Consider the following 19,714-nt stretch of genomic DNA (forward strand, 5'->3'; position numbering starts at 1 on the left):
GGGTTTCGTGACGGGCTGGTTGCCGGAGAGAGAGGCTCCCCGGCGTCCGTCATGGAGATACTGACATGGCCACTGCCACTCAGAAGATCACCCTGTCGTCCTCGCGCGACATCCCTTTCAACAAGCTGGTGCTCAGCCAGTCCAACGTCCGACGGGTGAAGGCCGGCATCTCGGTTGAGGAGCTGGCCGAGTCCATCGCCCGCCGCGGGCTGATCCAGTCCCTGCATGTCCGGCCCGAGCTCGACGCCGAAGGGCAGGAAACCGGCCTCTTCGAGGTGCCGGCTGGCGGCCGCCGCTATCGTGCGCTGGAGCTTTTGGTTAAACAGAAGCGCCTTAACAAGACCGCGCCGGTGCCCTGTACCGTCTCGGACGCCGGAGACGACATCCTGATCGACGAGGTGTCTCTGGCGGAGAACATCGAGCGCGCGCCACTGCATCCGCTCGATCAGTTTCGCGCCTTCCAGGTCCTTCGTGAGAAGGGCATGAGCGAGGAGGAAATCGCCGCGGCTTTTTTCGTCGACGCCAGGGTGGTGAAGCAGCGTCTGCGCCTCGTTTCGGTCTCGCCGGCGCTGCTCGAGACCTATGCCGAGGACGGCATGACGCTGGAACAGCTCATGGCCTTCACCGTTTCTGACGACCACGCCCGCCAAGAACAGGTCTGGGCGGCGATCAAGGACAGCTGGCAGAAGGAGCCTTACACGATCCGGCGTATGCTGACCGAGACCACGGTGCGGGCCTCCGACAAGCGGGCTCTCTTCGTCGGCATTGAGGCCTATGAGGCGGCGGGCGGCTATGTGCTGCGCGATCTCTTCCAGCAGGACGATGGCGGCTGGCTTCAGGACCCGGTGCTACTCGACCGGCTGGCGGGCGAGAAGCTGAAGGCCGAGGCGGAGACCATCGCCGCCGAGGGCTGGAAGTGGATCGAGGTCGCGGCGGATTTCCCCTACGGCCATACCAATGGCATGCGCCGTCTGGCCGGCACCACCATCGACCTGACTGACGACGAACGTGCCGAGCGTGAGAAGCTGCGGGACGAGTTCGACGCGCTGGAGGCGGAGTATGCCGAGGCTGACGAGTTCCCCGACGAGGTTGATGCCCGCCTCGGCGAGATCGAGGAAGCGCTGGACGCCTTGGAATCTCGGCCGCTGCGCTATGACGCCGATCAGATGGCCCGTGCCGGTGTCTTCGTCAGCATTCGCCACGACGGCCAGCTCGCCGTCGAGCGCGGCTATGTCCGTGCTGACGACGAGACGGTGGAAGGTCAGGAAGGGCAGGGTGCCGATGGGTGTTCTCCCGAGGGCGGCGAGTCCGGTGGTGTGCAGCGCTCGGTCATCATGGTGGGTGGCACGGCGACCGAACCCGAGGAGGACGATGAGGTCGAAACCATCCGGCCGCTGCCCGATCGCCTCGTCAGCGAGCTGACCGCGCATCGCACGCTGGCGCTCCGCGATGCCGTGGCGGCCAACCCGCATGTCGCGATGACGGCGCTGCTGCATCGGCTGGTCACCGATTGCTTCCTGCCGCACTCCACAAGGGGGTGCCTTGAGGCCCATGTCCGGGAGGTTCATTTCCCGGCACAAGCCGACGACCTCGGCGAAAGCGTCTCGGCGAAGTCCATCCAGGATCGGCACGAACGCTGGGGCGATCATATCCCGGCCGACGATGCGGCGCTCTGGGACTGGCTGGCTGATCAGGACGATGACACCCGGATGGAGTTGCTCGCCCATTGCGTCAGCTTCGGCGTCAACGCCCTGCACGAGAAGCCCAACCCCTATGGCGGCATGGGCGTCAGCCAGCACGGGCTAGACGTGCGCCTGTCCCAGGCCGACCGGCTGGCGCGGGCGACGGGCCTCGACATGGTGGCGGTGGGCTGGCGGCCGACCGTCGGCAACTATCTCGGCCGCGTGACCAAGCCGCGGATCATCGAGGCGGTGCGCGAAGGCGCCGGCGAACGGGCGGCGCAGCTCATCGACCATCTGAAGAAGGGCGATATGGCCAAGGAGGCCGAGCGCCTGCTGGCTGAAACCGGCTGGCTTCCGGAGCCGCTGCGCATGGTCGATCCCGATGCCGATATCGCCATGGATGCCGGGGGCGACACAGAGGCGGATGATCTGCCTGAATTCCTTGCCGGCGATGGCGAGGATGAAGACGCCACGGAGGACGAGGAGCAGTCCATGGTCGCCGCCGAATGATGCTCAGGCGGGGTGGCCTTTGCTGCCCCGCCACATCCCTTCCGTTTCCGCAACTTGCCCGGTCCCCGTGACCGGGCTTTTTCTTTGGAAAACCCTGATGCCCGCGACGATCGATATCGACCGGATATTCCGTGAAAACCGCGCCAGTCCGCCATCCGAACGCACGCTGCCTTGGGAGGAAACCCGCGATGGCATCACTGTGGTCGTGGAGCCGAAGCCGCATTGGGCGGATGACATGCGCGCCTTTCGTCTCGAAGCCCCCGAATACTGCCGCTACACCGATTGGGCCGCGAATGGCGGTCATGCCCGGTTCTACTGTCATATCGATACCAGCGGCGATGAGGTGATGATGAGAGCGCGCGCGATGATCGCCCGCGAGATTGCCGATGGACTCTGGGACTGAAGGCCCGTCCACGTCTTACGATAGTCGCCACCGTCTTCCTGTCATGGGCCTCCATGGTTCCAGTTCCAGCATCACCACGGTGCCGGTCATTATGTTCGACATCGGTGTCCGCCCCCGTCCTCGAACACGCTCCTGATGCCAGCGCGGCGGCAAGGCTGGCCGGGCGAAGCATCTGCAATGGGGAGATCGGGCGCCTGTCGGATGCAAGACACCACCCCCGCTTCCATTCGCTAACCTTGGTCTGATCCGTCTCTTTGACATTCAACCCCGGAGGGGTCGGCTTACGCATACGTGCCGCCCTCGGGGATTCGGAAAAAGTCCGAACGCCCGAGGGTGAGTGCAGATCCGGTCAGACACGTCGGGCGCCTGTCGCGCGGGGGATGGTCCCCCGCCTCCAGAGACAGGAGCCAATCCCGATGTCCTATGCAGATGCCACCGCTTTCGCCGCCAGCCTCGCCACCACTCTGATGGTCGTGATCGTCGTGTTCCAGGCCGGGGATGGAACCCACGGCGCCATGCCGGCCGACGAATTCGATGGCGATGAGGACATGGTGAAGCTGGAACTGGATCCATGGGAGTAAGGCGCGAAAGCGCCTCATCCCCGACGGCCCGAGCGCGGTAGCCCGCGCTTCGGGCCTTCAGCCTTGCGATGATCCCCATCGTCGGTAGCGGAACCGGGAACAAGCCCGGTCAGAGAGGAAGAGTGCGGGCCTTTCGGCCGTGACGGGTTGAGGGCTGGAGAGGGAGGCTCACCGGCGCCCGTCATGGAGTGATCCCGATGACCTATGCTCGTTCCGAAACCTTCCGCTCCATCGGCCAGATTCTGACGGCCGATGTTCTACCCGCGCTGTATCGGTCGCAAAAGCTGCCGCTGCGCATCTCTTGCCTCGGTGTCGCCAGCTATGACGCCAGTGACGCGGCGAACAGCTTTGACCGCGTGATCCCGCTTGGGGAATGCCCGTCACCGGATGAGGCCATCCAGGCCGCAGTCTTGCGCCTGTCGCGTGGTGAGATTTGCACGGGGCCGAATAGCTTTCCGTATTTTCAGCCGCGCATCATGCTCATTCAGGACCGAGATCAGCGCCTGGTCCTCGCCGGCGAAATCCGCGCCGGCATTATCCTCTGGCAGCAGCCGGTCGCCTCCGTTGCCGAGGCACGCAGGATTGTGACCGAGGCCAGCCGACTGCGCGGTATGGCATTCCGAGCCTCGGAGCCCGGGGATGCGAGACGGCTGCGTTACCGCGCCGCTGCGCTGGAGGCACGGTTGGTTGATCCCTTCTGGCGCGAGACCGCGGCCGATCTGCTCCGCCTGCCACAGGCCGCCTGAGCTTCACCCTTTCCATCCCATTCGGCCCGGTGTCACGCCGGGCCATGTCATGCCCGGAGACCATCATGGCCGACTATTTCACGCACTTTTCTTGCCTGCTTGACGTGGGCACCCCCGAAAACGCTGCCCGCGCACTCGATCTCTACAACGCACTGGCGGATGACAATGCCGCCGAAGATCCGCCATCGGACGGCTTCCTGCTCTCTATCCAGCCAGAACATGGTGGCACTCAGCTCTGGATGCGTGATGACGTCACCGGCGATCCCGGGCATGTCATCCAGTTCGTCAAACGCTGCGCCACCGAGTTCGGTCTGACGGGTCTATGGGGCCTTCAATACGCAAACAGTTGTTCTCGGCCGAGAATCGACGGGTTCGGCGGCGGCGCGCATGTCCTTGATCTTGCTACCGGCGAGACGGTGGATTGGATCAATACCGATGGCTGGCTTTCCACTGTTCTGGAGGGGGGCAATCCCTATGAGTGAGGTCATCGAGATCACTGTCTATCGCCTCGAAGAGCTTTCCGATGCAGCCAGGGACAAAGCCCGTGCCTGGTATCGCGAAGGTGGCTTCGACGATGACTGGTACGATGCCGTCTATGAGGATTTCCAGAGCGTCGCCGAAATCCTCGGGCTGAACCTCAAGACCCGAACCGTCCGGTTGATGGGCGGCGGCACACGACGGGAACCCTGCATCTGGTTCCGGGGCTTCTGGAGCCAGGGCGATGGCGCCTGCTTCGAAACTTTCTATGCCTACCGCAAGGGCGCGCCACGGCGGATCAGGGAATACGCGCCGCAGGACACCGAACTGCACCGCATCGCCGACGCCTTGCAGGCGGTTCAGCGGCGTAATTTCTATCAGCTTGGCGCCGAAGCCACCCATCGCGGCCATTATTATCACGAATACTGTATGGCGATCTCGGTGGAGCGCGACAGCCCTACCTGGCAGGACATGACCGCCGATGCCGAGGAGAAGATCATCGACGCGCTGCGTGATCTGGCTCGATGGCTCTACTGCCAGCTCGAGCGCGAGTTTGACTACCTGTCGTCGGATGACGTCGTCGATGAGACCATCATCGCCAACGGTTACACCTTCACTGAAGCCGGTCGCCGCTTCGGATGATCCCGAGAAGGCACCGACTAGCGCCCCGCCGTCCGGTCGGGGCGCTTTTTTTATGCTGTGCTTTGAGAGTGAGAGGTGGGCCGAAAAGGGGCAGGTCCGGGTGGGTGAGAGAGAGCCGTCCGGGTCTTCCCGTTCCTGCTCTCCGAGGTTCCCCGACATGAATATCTCATCTCCCGTGACCGGTCCGGCCACCCAGCCGGCCCCCGTGATCCTGGCCGCCGCCCATCTCATTCTTCCCCATCTCGAACGCGGTCAACGCGTCGATACCGCGGACCTCCGCAGTGCCATGGAAAGCGCTTTCGGCGCCTCCGACGCCAGCGGCGCTTGGGACTGGAAGCTCGCCTATGAGGCCTGCGAAGTCGCCACGGTTCTGTTCCTGCGCAAATACGGAAAGGCGCTTTTCCGCAAAGCCGGTTCTCCGGTTTCACGGCTCGATCCGCTGGCGAAGATCGCGGGCCTACTGCCGACGCAGACCCGCCGCTCCGAAGAAAGTCAGAGCTTCCAGCAGTTCAGCACCCCTCTGCCTCTCGGTCTTGCCGCGCTGGCGGCGGCCGGGGTCACGCCGGACGATGTGGTGCTGGAGCCCTCGGCTGGCACCGGCCTGATGGCGATCCTTGCCCAGAGCGTCGGCGGTTCGCTGATCCTCAACGAACTCGCCGAGACCCGCGCCGATCTTCTCTCTTCCCTCTTTCCGGCCTTTCCCGTCACCCGGCTCGACGCCGCCCAGATCGACGATCATCTGACCCCGGAGGCTGTGCCGTCCGTGGTGCTGATGAACCCGCCTTTCTCGGTCATGGCCAATGTCGAAGGGCGGATGGCGGATGCTTCCCTTCGCCATGTTGCCTCGGCGCTGGCCCGGCTTGCTCCTGGCGGACGGCTGGTCACGATCACCGGCGCGAACTTCGGACCGGAAGCACCGGCCTGGCGCGACGCCTTCGTGCGCCTGCAGGACCGCAGCCGCGTGGTCTTCACCGCGGCGATCGATGGCGCGGTCTTCGCCAGACATGGCACCCGCATCGACACGCGGCTGACGGTGATCGACAAGCTGCCCGCCGACGATCCGTCCGTCTTCCCGGCTTCGCCGGGTGTCGCGCCCGACGTCGCCACGCTGCTCGGTTGGATCGAAAGCCAGCTCCCACCACGCTTGACGGTCTCGCTGCCGAAGATCGCTGCGCCCGCTTCAACCGCCGCGCCGAGAACCGTGCGGGGCTATCTGGCCCGCTCGGCAGCTGCGCGGCCTGCCGCGGCTCCCGCCAACGATCCCGAGGGCCTCGAACTTGTCTATGAGACCGTGGACTGGACGCCATCGGTAGGCGCTCGCCTGTCCGACGCCATCTATGAGGAATATGCGCTGCAATCGCTGCGCATTCCGGGCGCTGAGCCGCATCCGACCAGGCTCGTGCAATCCGCCGCCATGGCCTCGGTCGCACCGCCCAGGCCGTCTTACCGCCCCATGCTGCCTGCTGACATCCGCACCCGTCTGTCGGACGCCCAGCTTGAAACGGTTATCTATGCAGGTGAAGCCCATGCCGATCATCTCGCCGGTGCTTGGACCGTGGACGAACATTTCGACAACGTGAGCGCCGCTGCCGAAGGCGCCGTCCGCTTTCGCCGGGGCTTCATGCTCGGTGACGGCACCGGCGCTGGTAAGGGGCGCCAATCGGCCGGCATCATCCTAGACAACTGGCTACGCGGGCGCCGCAAGGCGGTCTGGATCTCCAAATCCGACAAGCTGATCGAGGACGCGCAACGCGACTGGTCGGCGCTTGGCATGGAACGGTTGCTTGTCACGCCTCTGTCGCGCTTCCCGCAGGGGAAGCCGATCACGCTGTCGGAAGGCATCCTGTTTACCACCTATGCCACGCTGCGCTCCGATGACCGCGGCGAGAAGGTTTCGCGCGTCAAGCAGATCGTCGAATGGTTGGGCAAGGACTTCGATGGGGTCATCATTTTCGACGAGAGCCATGCGATGCAGAATGCCGGTGGCGGCAAGGGAGACCGCGGTGATATCGCCGCCTCGCAGCAGGGACGCGCAGGCCTGCGGCTCCAGCATGCCCTGCCGGATGCGCGCGTGGTCTATGTCTCGGCAACCGGGGCCACCACGGTTCACAATCTCGCCTATGCACAACGGCTCGGTCTCTGGGGCGGTGAGGATTTTCCGTTCCAGACCCGCGCCGAGTTCGTCGAAGCGATTGAAGCGGGCGGCGTGGCGGCCATGGAAGTGCTCGCCCGCGATTTGCGTTCTCTCGGCCTCTATACCGCGCGCTCGCTCTCCTACGACGGGGTGGAATACGAGCTGGTCGAGCATCAGCTCACCGATGAACAGCGGCGCATCTATGATGCTTACGCGGCCGCGTTCGCCGTGATCCATGGAAACCTGGACGCGGCGATGGCGGCGGCCAACATCACCGGCAGTGAAGGCACGTTGAACCGCCAGGCCAAATCCGCCGCGCGGTCGGCCTTCGAGAGCACCAAGCAGCGCTTCTTCGGCCATCTGCTGACCTCCATGAAAACCCCGACCCTGATCCGCTCGATCGAAGCCGATCTGGCGGCGGGCCATGCCGCCGTCATCCAGATCGTCTCGACCGGCGAAGCCCTGATGGAGCGGCGGCTGTCCGAGATCCCGACCGAGGAATGGAACGACATTTCCGTCGATGTCACGCCGCGGGAGTATGTCGGCTCGTACTTGCTGCATTCCTTCCCGGTGCAACTCTATGAGCCCTTCACCGACAGCGAAGGCAATTTGTCCTCGCGGCCCGTGTTCCGCGATGGGCAGCCGGTCGAAAGCCGAGAAGCCGTCGCCCGGCGCGATGAGATGCTGGAGCAACTCGGGTCGCTTCCTCCTGTGCCGGGGGCGCTCGATCAAATCGTCCAGCGCTTCGGCACGGATATGGTGGCGGAGGTCACAGGACGTTCGCGCCGGATCGTGCGCAAAGGCGACGGTGCGTCCGCATGTCTTGCAGTCGAGAACCGTCCGCCTTCTGCCAACCTCTCCGAGACTGCGGCCTTCATGGATGACCAGAAGCGCATCCTGGTCTTCTCTGATGCCGGTGGCACCGGGCGCAGCTATCACGCGGACCTTTTGGCGCGGAACCAGCGGCTGCGGGTGCACTACCTGCTGGAGCCGGGCTGGAAGGCCGATGCGGCCATTCAGGGGCTGGGCCGCACCAACCGGACCAATCAGGCGCAGCCGCCGCTCTTCCGGCCCATCGCCACGGATGTCAAAGCCGAGAAGCGCTTCCTCTCGACCATCGCCCGCCGCCTCGATACGCTGGGTGCGATCACACGCGGCCAGCGCCAGACCGGCGGTCAGGGGCTGTTCCGTCCCGAGGACAATCTGGAATCCGCCTATGCCCGCGACGCGCTTCGCCAGCTCTATCTGCTGATCGTGCGCGGCAAGGTCGAGGGCTGCTCGCTCGAACGCTTTGAAACCGCCACCGGGTTGAAGCTGATGGACAGCAACGGTGTGAAGGACGAACTGCCGCCGATCACCACCTTCCTCAACCGTCTGCTGGCGCTGACCATCGAGTTGCAGGGCATCCTGTTCTCGGCCTTCGAACAGCTTCTGCAGGCCCGGATCGACGGGGCGATTGCGTCTGGCACCTATGACATGGGGCTGGAAACGCTGAAGGCCGAAAGCTTCATCGTCACAGACCGGCAGGTGATCCACACGCATCCGGGCACCGGCGCGGAAACCCGGCTTCTCACGCTCACCGAGCGCAAGCGCAATCAGCCGGTCACGCTCGATGCAGCCCTGGCGGAACTGGATGATCCCCGCGCAAGATTGCTCATCAACGAGCGATCCGGTCGTGCCGCCGTGCAGATCCCGACCACCAGCGTCATGCTCGATGATGGCGAGATCGAACGGCGCGTGCGGCTGATCCGGCCCATGGAGGCGATGAACATTCCGGTGCGTGCGATGGGTGAGACCCATTGGATCGAGGCCGACCGTGCCGACTTCATCGTGGCCTGGAAGGCGGAACTGGCCGAGGTGCCGGAGTTCACCGACAGCATCCTGCATATGGTGACGGGGCTCTTGCTGCCGATATGGAAGCGCCTGCCGCAGGAGTCCTCCCGGGTCTATCGGCTCCAAACCGATGAGGGGGAACGCATCATCGGTCGCCGGGTCTCGCCCGCATGGGCGGCAAATGCCGCCACCAGCGGCGTCGCGACCAGCATCACGCCGGACCAGGCCTATGCCGCGCTGATCGAGGGCCGAACGATCTTCGATCTCGCCGAGGGGCTGCAACTGCGCCGCGTCCGGGTCATGGGCGCGAACCGGATCGAACTCACCGGCTTCACCGATACCATGCGCGATCGGCTGCGAACCTATGGTCTCTTCAGCGAGATCATCTCATGGAAACTCCGCTTCTTCGTGCCGGTGGACGCATCGGGGCCGGAGATCATCGGCAAACTGCTCGACCGCTTCCCGGTCGAGCGCATTTCCGAGCGGGAGGCCGCGTGATGGCACGTCTCAACGCTTCCGAACTGGCGCAGCGTCTCGGCCGAGAAGCCGAGGCGGTGTGCCGCTATTACCTCTCGAATGGGCGAAAGCAGGGCAATTACTGGCAGGTCGGCGATGTGCAGAACAGTCCCGGCCGCTCCATGTTCGTCCGTCTGACCGGGCCGGAGTCCGGCAAGGGCGCGGCCGGCAAATGGACCGATGCGCAGAGCGGGGAACATGGCGATCTGCTCGACGTGATCGGCGAAAGCCTCGGCCTCATCGATTTTGCCGACATTGCCGAAGAAGCCCGCCGCTTCCTCAGCCTGCCGCATCCCGAACCGGAGCCATGGTCCCGCAAGTTCCGAACACCGCCGGCACCATCCGGATCGTCCGAAGCGGCGCGTCGCCTCTGGCACATGACCCGGCCATTGATCGGCAGCCTCGCGGAGACGTATTTACGCGGCCGCGGTATTACGGATTTACGCGGAACCGCAAATCTGCGTTTCCATCCGAGCTGCTACTGGCGACCCGAGGGCGATGGGCCGACAGAGGCATGGCCCGCCATGATTGCCGCGGTGACCGACCTCGATGGCAAGATCACCGGCGCGCATCGCACCTGGCTCACCCGCGACGGCTCTGGCAAGGCGCCGCTCGATCCGCCGAGGAAGGCGATGGGCAATCTGCTTGGACACGCCGTCCGGCTTGACGAGCCGCAGGATGTGCTCGCCGCAGGCGAAGGCATCGAGACCATCCTGTCGCTCCGGCAGGCATTGCCCACAATGCCGATGGTCTCGGCACTTTCCGCCGGGCATCTCGCCGCCATCCTGTTCCCGCCGCATCTGCGCAGGCTCTATATCGTCCGCGACAACGATCCGGCAGGCGACGGCGCGCGCGATGGCCTAGCGGACCGGGCGCACGAGGCCGGGATCGAGGCGATCACGCTCTCGCCCATGCTGGGGGACTTCAACGACGATCTCGTCAGCCTCGGGCTGGAGGCGCTTCGGGCCGGGATCCGGGTGCAGGTCGCCCCCGAGGACGTCGGCCGCTTCATGGCCCTGACGCCATAGCCGGCACGGGGCCGGGATCGGGAAACTCTGATCCAGTCATGCGCAGTGGGCTACATCCTGTCATCGGCAGGGGGACCGCGCCTTGGCCTTCTGAGAGGGCGAGCGGCCCACAAACGCTCCGGCCCGGCAATGGCGGCGCCCGACTGATTTCCGTCGGCGGGAAAACCACCCCACGCGACAGGTCGCGCGGGGACCCCGGATTGCCCGCCTTTACAGCGCGAAGCAAATCAGCCGGGCTTTGCCATCGAGGCCCTCGCAAAGGGCTCGGGCTGCCAGACCGGAACGCCCGTGGGCTTGTCGTCGCCATGAAGGCCGCGACGGTCGCGGTCCAGCCGAAGGACGCATCCCATGGACGCTCATGACGAATTCGAACCCGATCACAGCACGTCTCCCACCGGCCATGTCATCGAAGCGCTCGAACTCTATGGCTACCATCCCGCCGAGGGCGAGGCCGATCCTCGGATCACGCCCGAGGATACCGCCATCCAGGGCGCGGTTGCCGACATCTTCGACGCCCTGATCTCCACCATGGCCGACACCAGCCTCGATTTCGACCTCGACGAGATCATGTGGTCCACCGTCAATACCTTCCACCGCGCCGTCGAGCGGATCGAACGCAAACTCGACGATAACGAGCAGGCCCAGAAGCGCCTTCAGCGCGAACAGGACGGAAGCGAGGTCAAATCGGTCCAGCTCGAAACCCTCATCGGCATCGGACAAAACTTGATCGAGCGCCGCGACAGCATGGAGGTCTTCCGCGACACTGCCGCCGACCTTTACCTGCGCAGCACCGGCACGCCCTGGTCGCCGCGCTCCGGATCACGGGTCAACCATCGCCAGATGACCTCGGCCATGATCGACAGCCGCGACTTCCTCGCCGCCAAACGCAAGGCCGACAATGAGGTGCTCTTGCCCGCCGGGCCGAAAATTGCCTTCTCGGGCGGCGACACCACCGATCACCGCACGATCTGGGCCAGGCTCGATCAGGTGCACGCCAAGCACCCCGACATGGTGCTTCTGCACGGCGGCAGCCCGAAAGGCGCCGAACGCATCGCCGCCACTTGGGCCAACAACCGCAAGGTGCCGCAGGTCGCCTTCAAGCCCGACTGGACGAAACACGCCAAGGCCGCGCCCTTCAAGCGCAACGACCGGATGCTCGACACGATGCCGATCGGGGTCATCGTCTTCCCCGGCACCGGCATTCAGGAAAACCTCGCCGACAAGGCCCGCAAGAAGGGCATCCCGGTCTACCGCTTGGCGGAGGGCAGCGCGTGAGCGCTGCCATTCTTTGAAACACACTGGAACGGCAGGTTTGGGGCCGTCTCCGGGCTGTCCGGTTGATGGAGCCCGACCAGGTTGCCATCATTCACAACATCCGCTCTTCCGCACTCGCCGCCGCCATTCCCGGGGCAGCTCTTGGGAACCTATCATCCGTTCATTCACTAAGGAGAGGTCCCCAACTGCAGGAGATTCAGCTCACGGCATACCAGGTGCCTTCAGTCTGACGCGTTCTGAGCGATCTTGTCCTGGATGAAAGGGGAACGGACCGTGGTAAGGCCATCGAGATCGTCAAAAATCACGGAAACTTGGCTCGGGGACCGACAGCCGGGAATCGCAACTACGCTGGCACCCTGAGCCAGAACCCATGCCAACGCCTGGGGCGCGGAGACCAACTCCCTAAACTCCATTTCGCTACCAGAACCATCGCGATGCGGATTCCCGCTTGTAGAGCGTTGCGCAAAAGCCAACATTGATGTCCTGAGATCATCTGGCTCTGAAGGTTCTGAACCTGTCAGGATACCTCTCCCCAATGGGGAGAAGGCCATGAAGCAGGCTCCCCGCGCCGTGGCGGCAGCGACTTCCTCGATCTTCTGGCCGGTCACCAAGGACAGCTCGTTCTGAACAGCGCTAAGGGTGTGTTCCATCGGCCGCCCTGAGATTTGGTCGGCAGAAACGCTGGAGAGCCCGAACTCGCCCACCTTGCCCGTGGAGATTAGTTCCTCGATGCAGGCCTGAACTACGTCGTCAGGCGTATCGGGATCGGTACGATGCTGGAGAAGAAGGTCGATACGATCACGCTTCAAGCGCCTCAATGAGGCCTCGACCGACTGCCTGATCGCTTCGGGCCGACTATCGCGATATAGACTACCCCCAGCATCGGAATAGAGGCCGAACTTGGTGACGATGGTCGTATTGGGGAGGCCGCAGAGTACTTCGCCCAACAACGTTTCGTTAGCGCCGTTGCCATACAGCGGTGCTGTGTCAAAGAGCGTCACACCGTTGTCCAGGGCTGCGGTGATCGTCGCGACGGCTTGCTCACGGTCAACGGCTCCATAAATCCCGGTCAGCGCCATGCAGCCGAGGCCTATGCGGCGCTTTCCCGCGAGGGCGATCGCCCGGTCTTCAGCGATCCTAGCAGGATCATTGTGCTCGCGGGCCATATTCAGACACCGCGGTGTTGGTCGTCGAAAGCTGCGATGGCGAACGCCAAGGCTGCGTCCGCGCCGCCATGGCGAAGAAGGTGGCGGTCGGGCATGAACCTGTCGACCACTCGGGCCACCTCCTCGGCGGCCCTCACGCGGAAAAGCACATCCCTGTCTCGCCCCTCACCGAGTTCGACGGATGGATCAAGGACCGTCACGAAGGCGAGATCGTATTCGGGCGCCCAAGCCTCGCAGATCCTCTCCAGTGCCTGTAAGCGGGCGGGTGCTATCGACCTGGAGGTGTGCAGGAGCGCCGCCTGAAGGTATCCGAGAGCGTCCGTAACAGGACGATCCACTAGGATGACGTCTGCCGAGATGGTGGCCTCGGTTTCCAGCTCGATGGCCCTCGCAATCAGCCAGGCCGTGCTTTCAAAGGTATGGTCCGCAAGGATCGGGAAGCCTTTCTCCTTGGCATTGGCCGCGCTGTCGTGGACGTAGACCACGGCAAGCCCGCGCTGCTCAAACAACTCCTTCAGCCGTTTGAGGAAGGTCGTCTTGCCGGTGGAATGCGTTCCTGCGACCGCAATCCGGAATGGTGAGCGTCTCATAGAAACGAGCCCTGGGCGCTGTCGAGAATGTCCGCACCGGCAAGAATCGCGCGCTGGTCTTCCTCTGTCCGGTCACGCAGCATATGGTCCAGAAGGATAGCTGACAACACCGCATCAAAGGGAGCTGAGTGGCTGTTCCCGCCGGTGATTTTCTCAGCCCGTGGGCTCAGGCCCAGCTTGGATCCGAGGTACTCCAGCCCATGCTTCTCCTCTGCGGGGAGTATGCGCCGCGCGATCTTTAACGTGTCATAGGCCGCTGTGGGTTCCCACCCTTCAAGTGCCTGGCTGAGGATGTCTACCTCGACTTTGACATTATGACCGACGATGGCCTTGTCCTCGAGCCACATTAGGACGTCATCGGCCACATCCTCGAAATCGGGCGCATCGACCACGTCCTCATCCCAGATCCCATGGATGTGGGACGCCATCGGGGAGATTCCCTTCTTAGGCTTAAAGCGCCAATGCTTGCGGCGCCCGGTCAGGGTCAGCCCCTTCATCTCGGCGATCGCCAACTCGACGATCTCAGGGGGGGATTTCCCGCTGCCCTCGACATCGACAGCCCACATTATCTCGTTCAATTCCAGCCCTCCTCGGCGCGGCCGTGTCGCTCAGGCAGATGCGGCTGCGTACGATCATGCACCTGGAACCCCAAGGAATGCTGGATGAAATAGCGCTGCTGCTCGGTGCTGTCCTCAACAATCACCTTTCCTTCAGCTATTTCAATCCGTCCAAGGTCCAGACCGACCATCTGGACGAGCGAAGACAGCCGGTCGGGTGAGGGCCTCCGGTGTCCCGCCGCGCAGATCCTGATCTGGTCCGGCGGGCAGATGTCGCATATTTCCCGGATGCCATAATGACCGTTGTAATCGGCTTCGCCGTGCGCGTAGGCGATACCACAAGAGGTCTTGCGGAAAATCGGAGCGCCAAAGTATCGGCGCAGGATGTGTTGCTCGACCTCGCGCGGGAGGATCTTGCGCCTAGGCACGTCATGATAGAGGTCTTCGACGCCTGCAGAACGAAAGTGTGCACGGATTTGCTCCCGATGGAACAGGCCAGTGAAGACAGTGGCGTCTGCGAAGCGCGACAGCGCACTGGCCCTGGCGATACATTCATCGGTGTCGTTCACACCGGCTATTATAGGGCGCCAGTAGAGGATCCTCTTTGTACGGTCGGCATGCTTGCAAAGTACCTCAAGCGACCTTTCCGCGATTACGCTATCGACCGGTTCGAGACGAGGGTCCGCGATGCCAGACCAGGTCACCAGAACCGTGACCTTGAGATGACGCAGGCGCTCAAGGCGCTCGGCATCCTCAGGCGTGACCTTCCAGCGGGTGATTACTAGCACGTGATTTCCGAACCCGTGCCCATCGAGCAGTTCGAGAGTGTGCAGCATGTGCTGCTTCACGAGAGGCAGAAAGGGGTCGGTCGCGCGATTGAATATCTGGACGGGGGTGACATGGGGGACAAATGCCCAATGCGCGATCAACGCGCTCACAGCCTGTTCATCATCCATCACGAGGTGGGGCCGCTTCATCTCGAAGTTGTCGAACATATGCCGTACGCAGTAGCCGCAATCGAGCGGGCACCCGACAACGTGGTTCAGACTGAGGCCGGATTTCCGGTATTCTACGACATTGCGAAGGGAGGCCGGTAGGTTCTTGGATGCTTTTCTAAGATGCCTTTCCCGCTCCAGATCACCAACCGCTTCCATTGCAACTTCCTCCTCGATCCCGTGTCCTTTTCGCCAGAAGGGCGGATATTTCTATTCCGTATTGGCGGTTATATATAATTTGCGCGTGGCGCTATGCCGAGAAAGCGGAGCAGACTTTCTGGGGCTACGATGTTCATCCCTGTACCCCGCTCGCGCTCACCGGTATCTACAATTCGGTTGAATATGGCCATTCTGTTAGCATCCATCTCTATTCCACCCCAGACAGCCTGCTGGATGTATCTAGAAACAAAGCCCGCGAGGACATCGGCAACCTGAATGCCGATGGTGTCGTGAGAGCAAACGAACTCCAGCTCCGCAGATGCTGAGAACTCGAAATCCGCCGTCTTGAGCGGCAGCTGCATGTTTAGGGCGTTGAAACTCTCCATCAACCCCTTATTCTGGCGTAGGACGTCTCCGAACTGAAGCTGCTCGTCATGGAAGAGCGTCACGCCCGAGACCTGCTTTTCTAGGAAGCGGTTGATCCGGGCATAAACGTGGGTGAAGGATGTCAGATTTGGCAAGACCCATAGCAGCTTGCCCTTTGGTGAGGTATCCGGGATCGGCAGTGCACTCGCCACCGCCTTTGCCTTCGGAAGCTTCCGAAAATCCTTGAGGCTGTCACGGGTAAAGCGGACGAAAGCATCGGCAACCCCTTCAGTTGGAAGCTGGCTTGTCTGAGCCCACCGGATGATCTGCTTGTAGAAGTCGCGGACCTCGACGTAATCACGGCTCTGGCAGCAAGCGATGAAGCCCTGGGCTAACTCAGGCGGCCCGTAAATCGCCATATGATCCGCCATCACCCCCTTCATCCATAGCGAGCGCGGCTGAACGTCGCATGCCCCGAGATAGGGAACGACGATCCGATCTATGATATTCGCGATAACGAAATAGTGTTTGTCAACGGCCTCGATAAAGATCGGGCAACCGCGCTCCTCGAGCAGATCGAGAAGGTCGGAGACGAATTGTGGCCGTTCATAGGCCTGTCGAGATTTCACTTCTGGAGATTGGATACGATGCGCTGTCCTGAGGACATTGAACCTCTCCATGAACGCATCGTCGAGGTCGCAGCCCACAGCGGCAAGCGTGAACATTCGCTGCTCAAAGCCGTAGGTTTCGACCCCTGCCTTGGTCAGATCGCCAGTATTTCCGCTTTCATCGATATAGTATGCCAAGGGCGCAGAATGGGCACGGTCGATGAGGGCTCCTGTCTGTCCCATGGTTTGACGGCCCTCTTATGCCTGTTCGAAAAGTCACTTGCTCCAACCTGAACGATCGTTGATCATTTGACCAGCTAGTAGCCATTGCACTTTCAACTGCCCAGTTCGACCCGGTTGAACTCCCGAGGTCCGTGGTGAGCTCCACCACCCTGGTCTTATGATTTCTGTAGCTACCGTGGCATTATGGCATCCATAACGCGCGTTTCACTGCGCCACTCATCGAAAGAACGTTAGGACAAATGTGGCAACGCAGCATCCCGATCATCAGGATGCCGGTATGGGACGGTGCGCGGATCTGCGTGTGACCCGCGTCGTGGCCCGTGGCCCTGCGGTGGGAAAGGCGGACCGTTCGAGCGGCAAGTCGCACCTGTGATCGCGGGCGGCAGGTCGGGCGGGGCGTCTGGAGAACGACGCGTATGGCCTGTCGCGGGCGAGCAAACCCGCCGGTGGAAAGACCGGTCAGGCTGATGAGCATCCGCGGTCGCCATCGTCTCCGTTCCTTGTCCGTCCCATCTCCGCTCCATACGGCCCTTTCAATGGCCTGATCTGGCCGAAGCTCGGCTACGCCTCGACCGGCTTGGCGCAACAGCGCCGCTATAACTTTCTTCCCCTGGGCTGCGCCCATTCCGCGCGAGACAAGAAAGTTCTGCTTTTGCTGTCCAGCCCCCGGCAAAGCGGGGGTGCGCCGCCTGTCGTCTCCGGCCTGTCGATCGCCATCGGGCCGCAATGGTGCGGACCCGGAAACGGAAAACGGAGACTTAACATGGCGACCATCGGCACCTTCAAGAAGACCGGCAACGAATTCACCGGCGAAATCGTCACCCTCAGCGTCCAGGTCCAGGGCGTGCGCATCGTTCCCGACACCCGCGCCACTGGCGAGAACGCCCCCAGCCACCGGGTCCTGGTCGGCCGCGCAGAGATCGGCGCCGCCTGGTCCAAACGCTCGGGCGAGGGCCGCGACTATCTGGGCCTCAAGCTCGACGATCCGAGCTTCACCGCCCCGATCTACGCCAACCTCTTCGACGACGAGGACGGCGAGAGCTACGCTCTGATCTGGTCCCGCCCCAACGGTCGCCGCGGCGAATAACGCCGTCGCGAGGCCCCGGTCGAAAGGCCGGGGCCGACCGCTAAACCGGGCAACCGAATCAGTTCCCGAAATTTCCGGCGAGAAAGCGAAAACGCGATGTAAACACGTCAGAATTTTGATGGTGAAATTCTGATAAGCGACTATTATAGTCGTAGTTCTGGCGTTTGCGCCGGGCCGGATGGGAGGTGATCTGCATGATCACCGCCCGACAATCAAGGGCCGCGCGGGCGCTTCTTGGTTGGACACAGGAGCAGCTGGCGGATGAGGCCCGGGTATCTTTGACCGCGCTCAAGCGCCTTGAGTCCGAAAGCGGGCTCGAGGTCTACGAGACCACGCGCGATCAGGTTCGACGGGCTTTTGAAGCGAATGGCATTCTGCTCCTGAACTCCGACCAGGGGATTGGAGTGATGCATGTGCAGGCGAAGGCTGCCTCGAAGGCCTGACCTTTCCGGCAGGTTTTGCAGAGAGCCGAATTGCGCTATTACCGCGCTCACAAAACTGTCAACTGGCTGTGCTAGGGATTTGCAGCAAACGCCGTGGGGATGCGCGTGACGATCAGCAGCTTGCAGGATGTACCGCCGCAAGGAGCCGTGGTGACGGAGTATGACCGTCGTCACATGACGCAGTATATGCGTTTGCTCGATGCCGCAGGCGAGGGCGCGAGCTGGCAGGAGGCGGCGCAGATCATCCTGGGTCTCGATGCGCAGAAAGAGCCGGAGCGGGTGCGCCTCGTTCATGACGCCCATCTTGAACGTGCGCGTTGGTTGAGCTCGGAAGGGTATCGGCAATTGGCCGCGGGGCGAACCGGCTGAGAAGGTGATGCGTCTCACGCATCACCTGATGCCTTGCGGTGGGCTTCCCAAGTGATTGATCTCTTGGAATCCTTTCTTGTGATCAACCCAGGGGAGAAGCGATGCCATGCATCCTGATCGCTCGAATTGGCGTGACCAGGCGGCCTATGATTATCTCGATGATCTGGCCGCGCCGGACCTCGGCTGGGAATGCCTGCGCCGCAATCCCGAATATCAGCATGACTACGCGAAGCTCGCAGGAGAACCCCCGGAGAGGGTTGATCTGATGGATCAGGTCGGCCGTCGATGGGGGTTGTGCTTTCCCGATCCGGCCCGGGCTGCCCGCCTCCGTTGCGGAGGTGTTCTGGTGTCCGGCGGTCGACACGAGTGCCGTGGTGCTCGTTGCCGCCCCCGAGGCACTTGGCGGGCAGGCTGATCGTCTTGGCGAGGACATTGTCGCCTCGACGGGCAGACCGTCCCCCATGGGAGAGCACCTGCGCTACAGGCTGCTGGACGGGACGTACCTGCATCTTGTCGCACCTTCGGGGCCCCGCCACAGGCTTGTGGCCACCATTCCTCTTGGCCCTGAGGGTCTCGACCGCATCGAAGCAATCCAGCGGCTCCTGGCGAACCAGCACCGCCGTCGATCCATCCCCCGCGACACCCGTCTGACCGCGCAGCAGAAAGCGCGCCTCCGGCGTGTCCTTCAAGCCTCGGATGCCGCCTTCCATGGCGCGACCCAGAAGCAGATCGCCGAGGTCCTGTTCCAGACCGGTCGCCTGGACCGCGATGAATGGCAGGTCTCCTCGGCCCGCTTTGCCGTCTCCAGCCTCCTTCGCGAGGGGCGTGACCTGATCGCCGGCGGCTATCGCAAGCTCCTTCGCCACCAGCGCCGCCTCTAGGTCGGCGATCGCGCGCCGCGGTGTGCGGATTTACCCCTGCTACCTTCCCACTGCATCTGACCGGACGCGCTTCGCCATCGTGACCGTCATCAGCCGCTGTTTCGCGGCACTGGTCACACACTGTAGGGAGACGCCCGATGTCCGCCATCTCAACCGAACTTCCCCCGCGCTATCTGCGCACCAAAGAAGCCGCCCAGTTCCTGAGCCTGTCGGCTCGGACGCTGGAGAAGCACCGGACCTATGGCACCGGTCCCGCCTACCACAAGCTGGGCGGCCGCGTGGTCTATGCGATCGAGGACCTGCAGGCCTGGGTCGGACGCGGCGCTGTCACCTCGACTTCCGACCCGCGCGGGCAGGTGCTGCCAGCGAAACGCCACACGCTCCCCAACCTCCCGCAGCCCGGCCGCTTCGTGCGCTGACGTG

Annotated in this window: 20 protein-coding genes; 15 read left to right on the forward strand and 5 right to left on the reverse strand. The window is 63.1% G+C overall.

Going from position 1 to position 19,714, the window contains the following annotated elements; all coding sequences use genetic code 11:
• The first annotated feature begins 65 nt into the window (after window positions 1–65).
• The 9 genes from B30_RS18685 to B30_RS18720 all read left to right on the forward strand — a co-directional run bounded on the left by B30_RS18685 (window position 66) and on the right by B30_RS18720 (window position 11,827).
• A complete protein-coding gene (locus tag B30_RS18685) occupies window positions 66–2,192 on the forward strand; it encodes a ParB/RepB/Spo0J family partition protein (protein ID WP_009573753.1) in 2,127 nt (708 codons plus the stop codon).
• Window positions 2,193–2,289: 97 nt separating this feature from the next.
• A complete protein-coding gene (locus B30_RS18690) occupies window positions 2,290–2,595 on the forward strand; it encodes a hypothetical protein (protein WP_009573754.1) in 306 nt (101 codons plus the stop codon).
• A gap of 416 nt (window positions 2,596–3,011) precedes the next feature.
• Window positions 3,012–3,176: a hypothetical protein gene (locus B30_RS21975; protein WP_009573755.1), complete on the forward strand. Its 165-nt coding sequence runs from the start codon at window positions 3,012–3,014 to the stop codon at window positions 3,174–3,176.
• A 197-nt stretch (window positions 3,177–3,373) separates the two neighbouring features.
• The gene (locus B30_RS18695) at window positions 3,374–3,922 is read left to right on the forward strand and encodes a hypothetical protein (RefSeq protein ID WP_009573756.1); all 549 of its coding nucleotides are present in this window, start codon (window positions 3,374–3,376) and stop codon (window positions 3,920–3,922) included.
• Window positions 3,923–3,987: 65 nt separating this feature from the next.
• Window positions 3,988–4,404 carry a hypothetical protein gene (locus B30_RS18700; protein ID WP_009573757.1) on the forward strand — a complete coding sequence of 139 codons (417 nt, stop codon included), beginning with the start codon at window positions 3,988–3,990 and terminating at the stop codon, window positions 4,402–4,404.
• On the forward strand, window positions 4,397–5,041 hold the full coding sequence (locus tag B30_RS18705) for a hypothetical protein (RefSeq protein ID WP_009573758.1): 645 nt from the start codon (window positions 4,397–4,399) through the stop codon (window positions 5,039–5,041). The genes B30_RS18700 and B30_RS18705 overlap by 8 nt, the downstream gene beginning before the upstream one ends.
• Before the next feature lie 157 nt (window positions 5,042–5,198).
• The gene (locus B30_RS18710; RefSeq protein ID WP_009573759.1) at window positions 5,199–9,506 is read left to right on the forward strand and encodes a strawberry notch family protein; all 4,308 of its coding nucleotides are present in this window, start codon (window positions 5,199–5,201) and stop codon (window positions 9,504–9,506) included.
• Window positions 9,506–10,552 (forward strand): DUF7146 domain-containing protein, encoded by a 1,047-nt coding sequence (locus B30_RS18715; RefSeq protein ID WP_009573760.1) that lies wholly within the window; start codon window positions 9,506–9,508, stop codon window positions 10,550–10,552. Before B30_RS18710 ends, B30_RS18715 begins: the two co-directional genes overlap by 1 nt.
• A gap of 348 nt (window positions 10,553–10,900) precedes the next feature.
• On the forward strand, window positions 10,901–11,827 hold the full coding sequence (locus tag B30_RS18720; RefSeq protein ID WP_009573761.1) for a DUF2493 domain-containing protein: 927 nt from the start codon (window positions 10,901–10,903) through the stop codon (window positions 11,825–11,827).
• 221 nt (window positions 11,828–12,048) lie between these two features.
• Here B30_RS18720 and B30_RS18725 read toward each other — a convergent pair whose 3' ends face one another.
• From B30_RS18725 to B30_RS18745, 5 genes are all read right to left on the reverse strand, one after another.
• Window positions 12,049–12,993 carry an aldo/keto reductase gene (locus tag B30_RS18725; protein WP_009573762.1) on the reverse strand — a complete coding sequence of 315 codons (945 nt, stop codon included), beginning with the start codon at window positions 12,991–12,993 and terminating at the stop codon, window positions 12,049–12,051.
• 2 nt (window positions 12,994–12,995) lie between these two features.
• Entirely contained in the window at window positions 12,996–13,583 is a 588-nt protein-coding gene (locus B30_RS18730; protein ID WP_009573763.1) for an AAA family ATPase, read from the reverse strand.
• Window positions 13,580–14,161 (reverse strand): 3'-5' exonuclease, encoded by a 582-nt coding sequence (locus B30_RS18735; RefSeq protein WP_009573764.1) that lies wholly within the window; start codon window positions 14,159–14,161, stop codon window positions 13,580–13,582. The genes B30_RS18730 and B30_RS18735 overlap by 4 nt, the downstream gene beginning before the upstream one ends.
• On the reverse strand, window positions 14,158–15,294 hold the full coding sequence (locus B30_RS18740; protein ID WP_009573765.1) for a radical SAM protein: 1,137 nt from the start codon (window positions 15,292–15,294) through the stop codon (window positions 14,158–14,160). The genes B30_RS18735 and B30_RS18740 overlap by 4 nt, the downstream gene beginning before the upstream one ends.
• A gap of 68 nt (window positions 15,295–15,362) precedes the next feature.
• The gene (locus B30_RS18745) at window positions 15,363–16,511 is read right to left on the reverse strand and encodes a DUF3800 domain-containing protein (RefSeq protein ID WP_009573767.1); all 1,149 of its coding nucleotides are present in this window, start codon (window positions 16,509–16,511) and stop codon (window positions 15,363–15,365) included.
• 763 nt (window positions 16,512–17,274) lie between these two features.
• On the opposite strand from B30_RS18745, the gene B30_RS18755 reads away from it, so the two are divergent.
• From B30_RS18755 to B30_RS18780, 6 genes are all read left to right on the forward strand, one after another.
• A complete protein-coding gene (locus tag B30_RS18755; RefSeq protein WP_009573768.1) occupies window positions 17,275–17,598 on the forward strand; it encodes a DUF736 domain-containing protein in 324 nt (107 codons plus the stop codon).
• A gap of 194 nt (window positions 17,599–17,792) precedes the next feature.
• Window positions 17,793–18,041 (forward strand): helix-turn-helix domain-containing protein, encoded by a 249-nt coding sequence (locus tag B30_RS18760; protein ID WP_009573769.1) that lies wholly within the window; start codon window positions 17,793–17,795, stop codon window positions 18,039–18,041.
• A 99-nt stretch (window positions 18,042–18,140) separates the two neighbouring features.
• Window positions 18,141–18,410, forward strand: a complete 270-nt coding sequence (locus B30_RS18765) for a DNA -binding domain-containing protein (protein ID WP_009573770.1) — start codon at window positions 18,141–18,143, stop codon at window positions 18,408–18,410.
• Window positions 18,411–18,516: 106 nt separating this feature from the next.
• Complete coding sequence (locus B30_RS22825; RefSeq protein WP_420042216.1) at window positions 18,517–18,825, forward strand: transcriptional regulator domain-containing protein; 309 nt, start codon at window positions 18,517–18,519, stop codon at window positions 18,823–18,825.
• A gap of 46 nt (window positions 18,826–18,871) precedes the next feature.
• A complete protein-coding gene (locus tag B30_RS18775) occupies window positions 18,872–19,291 on the forward strand; it encodes a DUF2285 domain-containing protein (RefSeq protein WP_009573771.1) in 420 nt (139 codons plus the stop codon).
• Between the two features lie 137 nt (window positions 19,292–19,428).
• Window positions 19,429–19,710: a helix-turn-helix transcriptional regulator gene (locus tag B30_RS18780; protein ID WP_009573772.1), complete on the forward strand. Its 282-nt coding sequence runs from the start codon at window positions 19,429–19,431 to the stop codon at window positions 19,708–19,710.
• Window positions 19,711–19,714 lie beyond the last annotated feature (4 nt).

The organism is Celeribacter baekdonensis B30, assembly GCF_000299875.1.
Classification (GTDB): Bacteria; Pseudomonadota; Alphaproteobacteria; order Rhodobacterales; family Rhodobacteraceae; genus Celeribacter; species Celeribacter baekdonensis_A.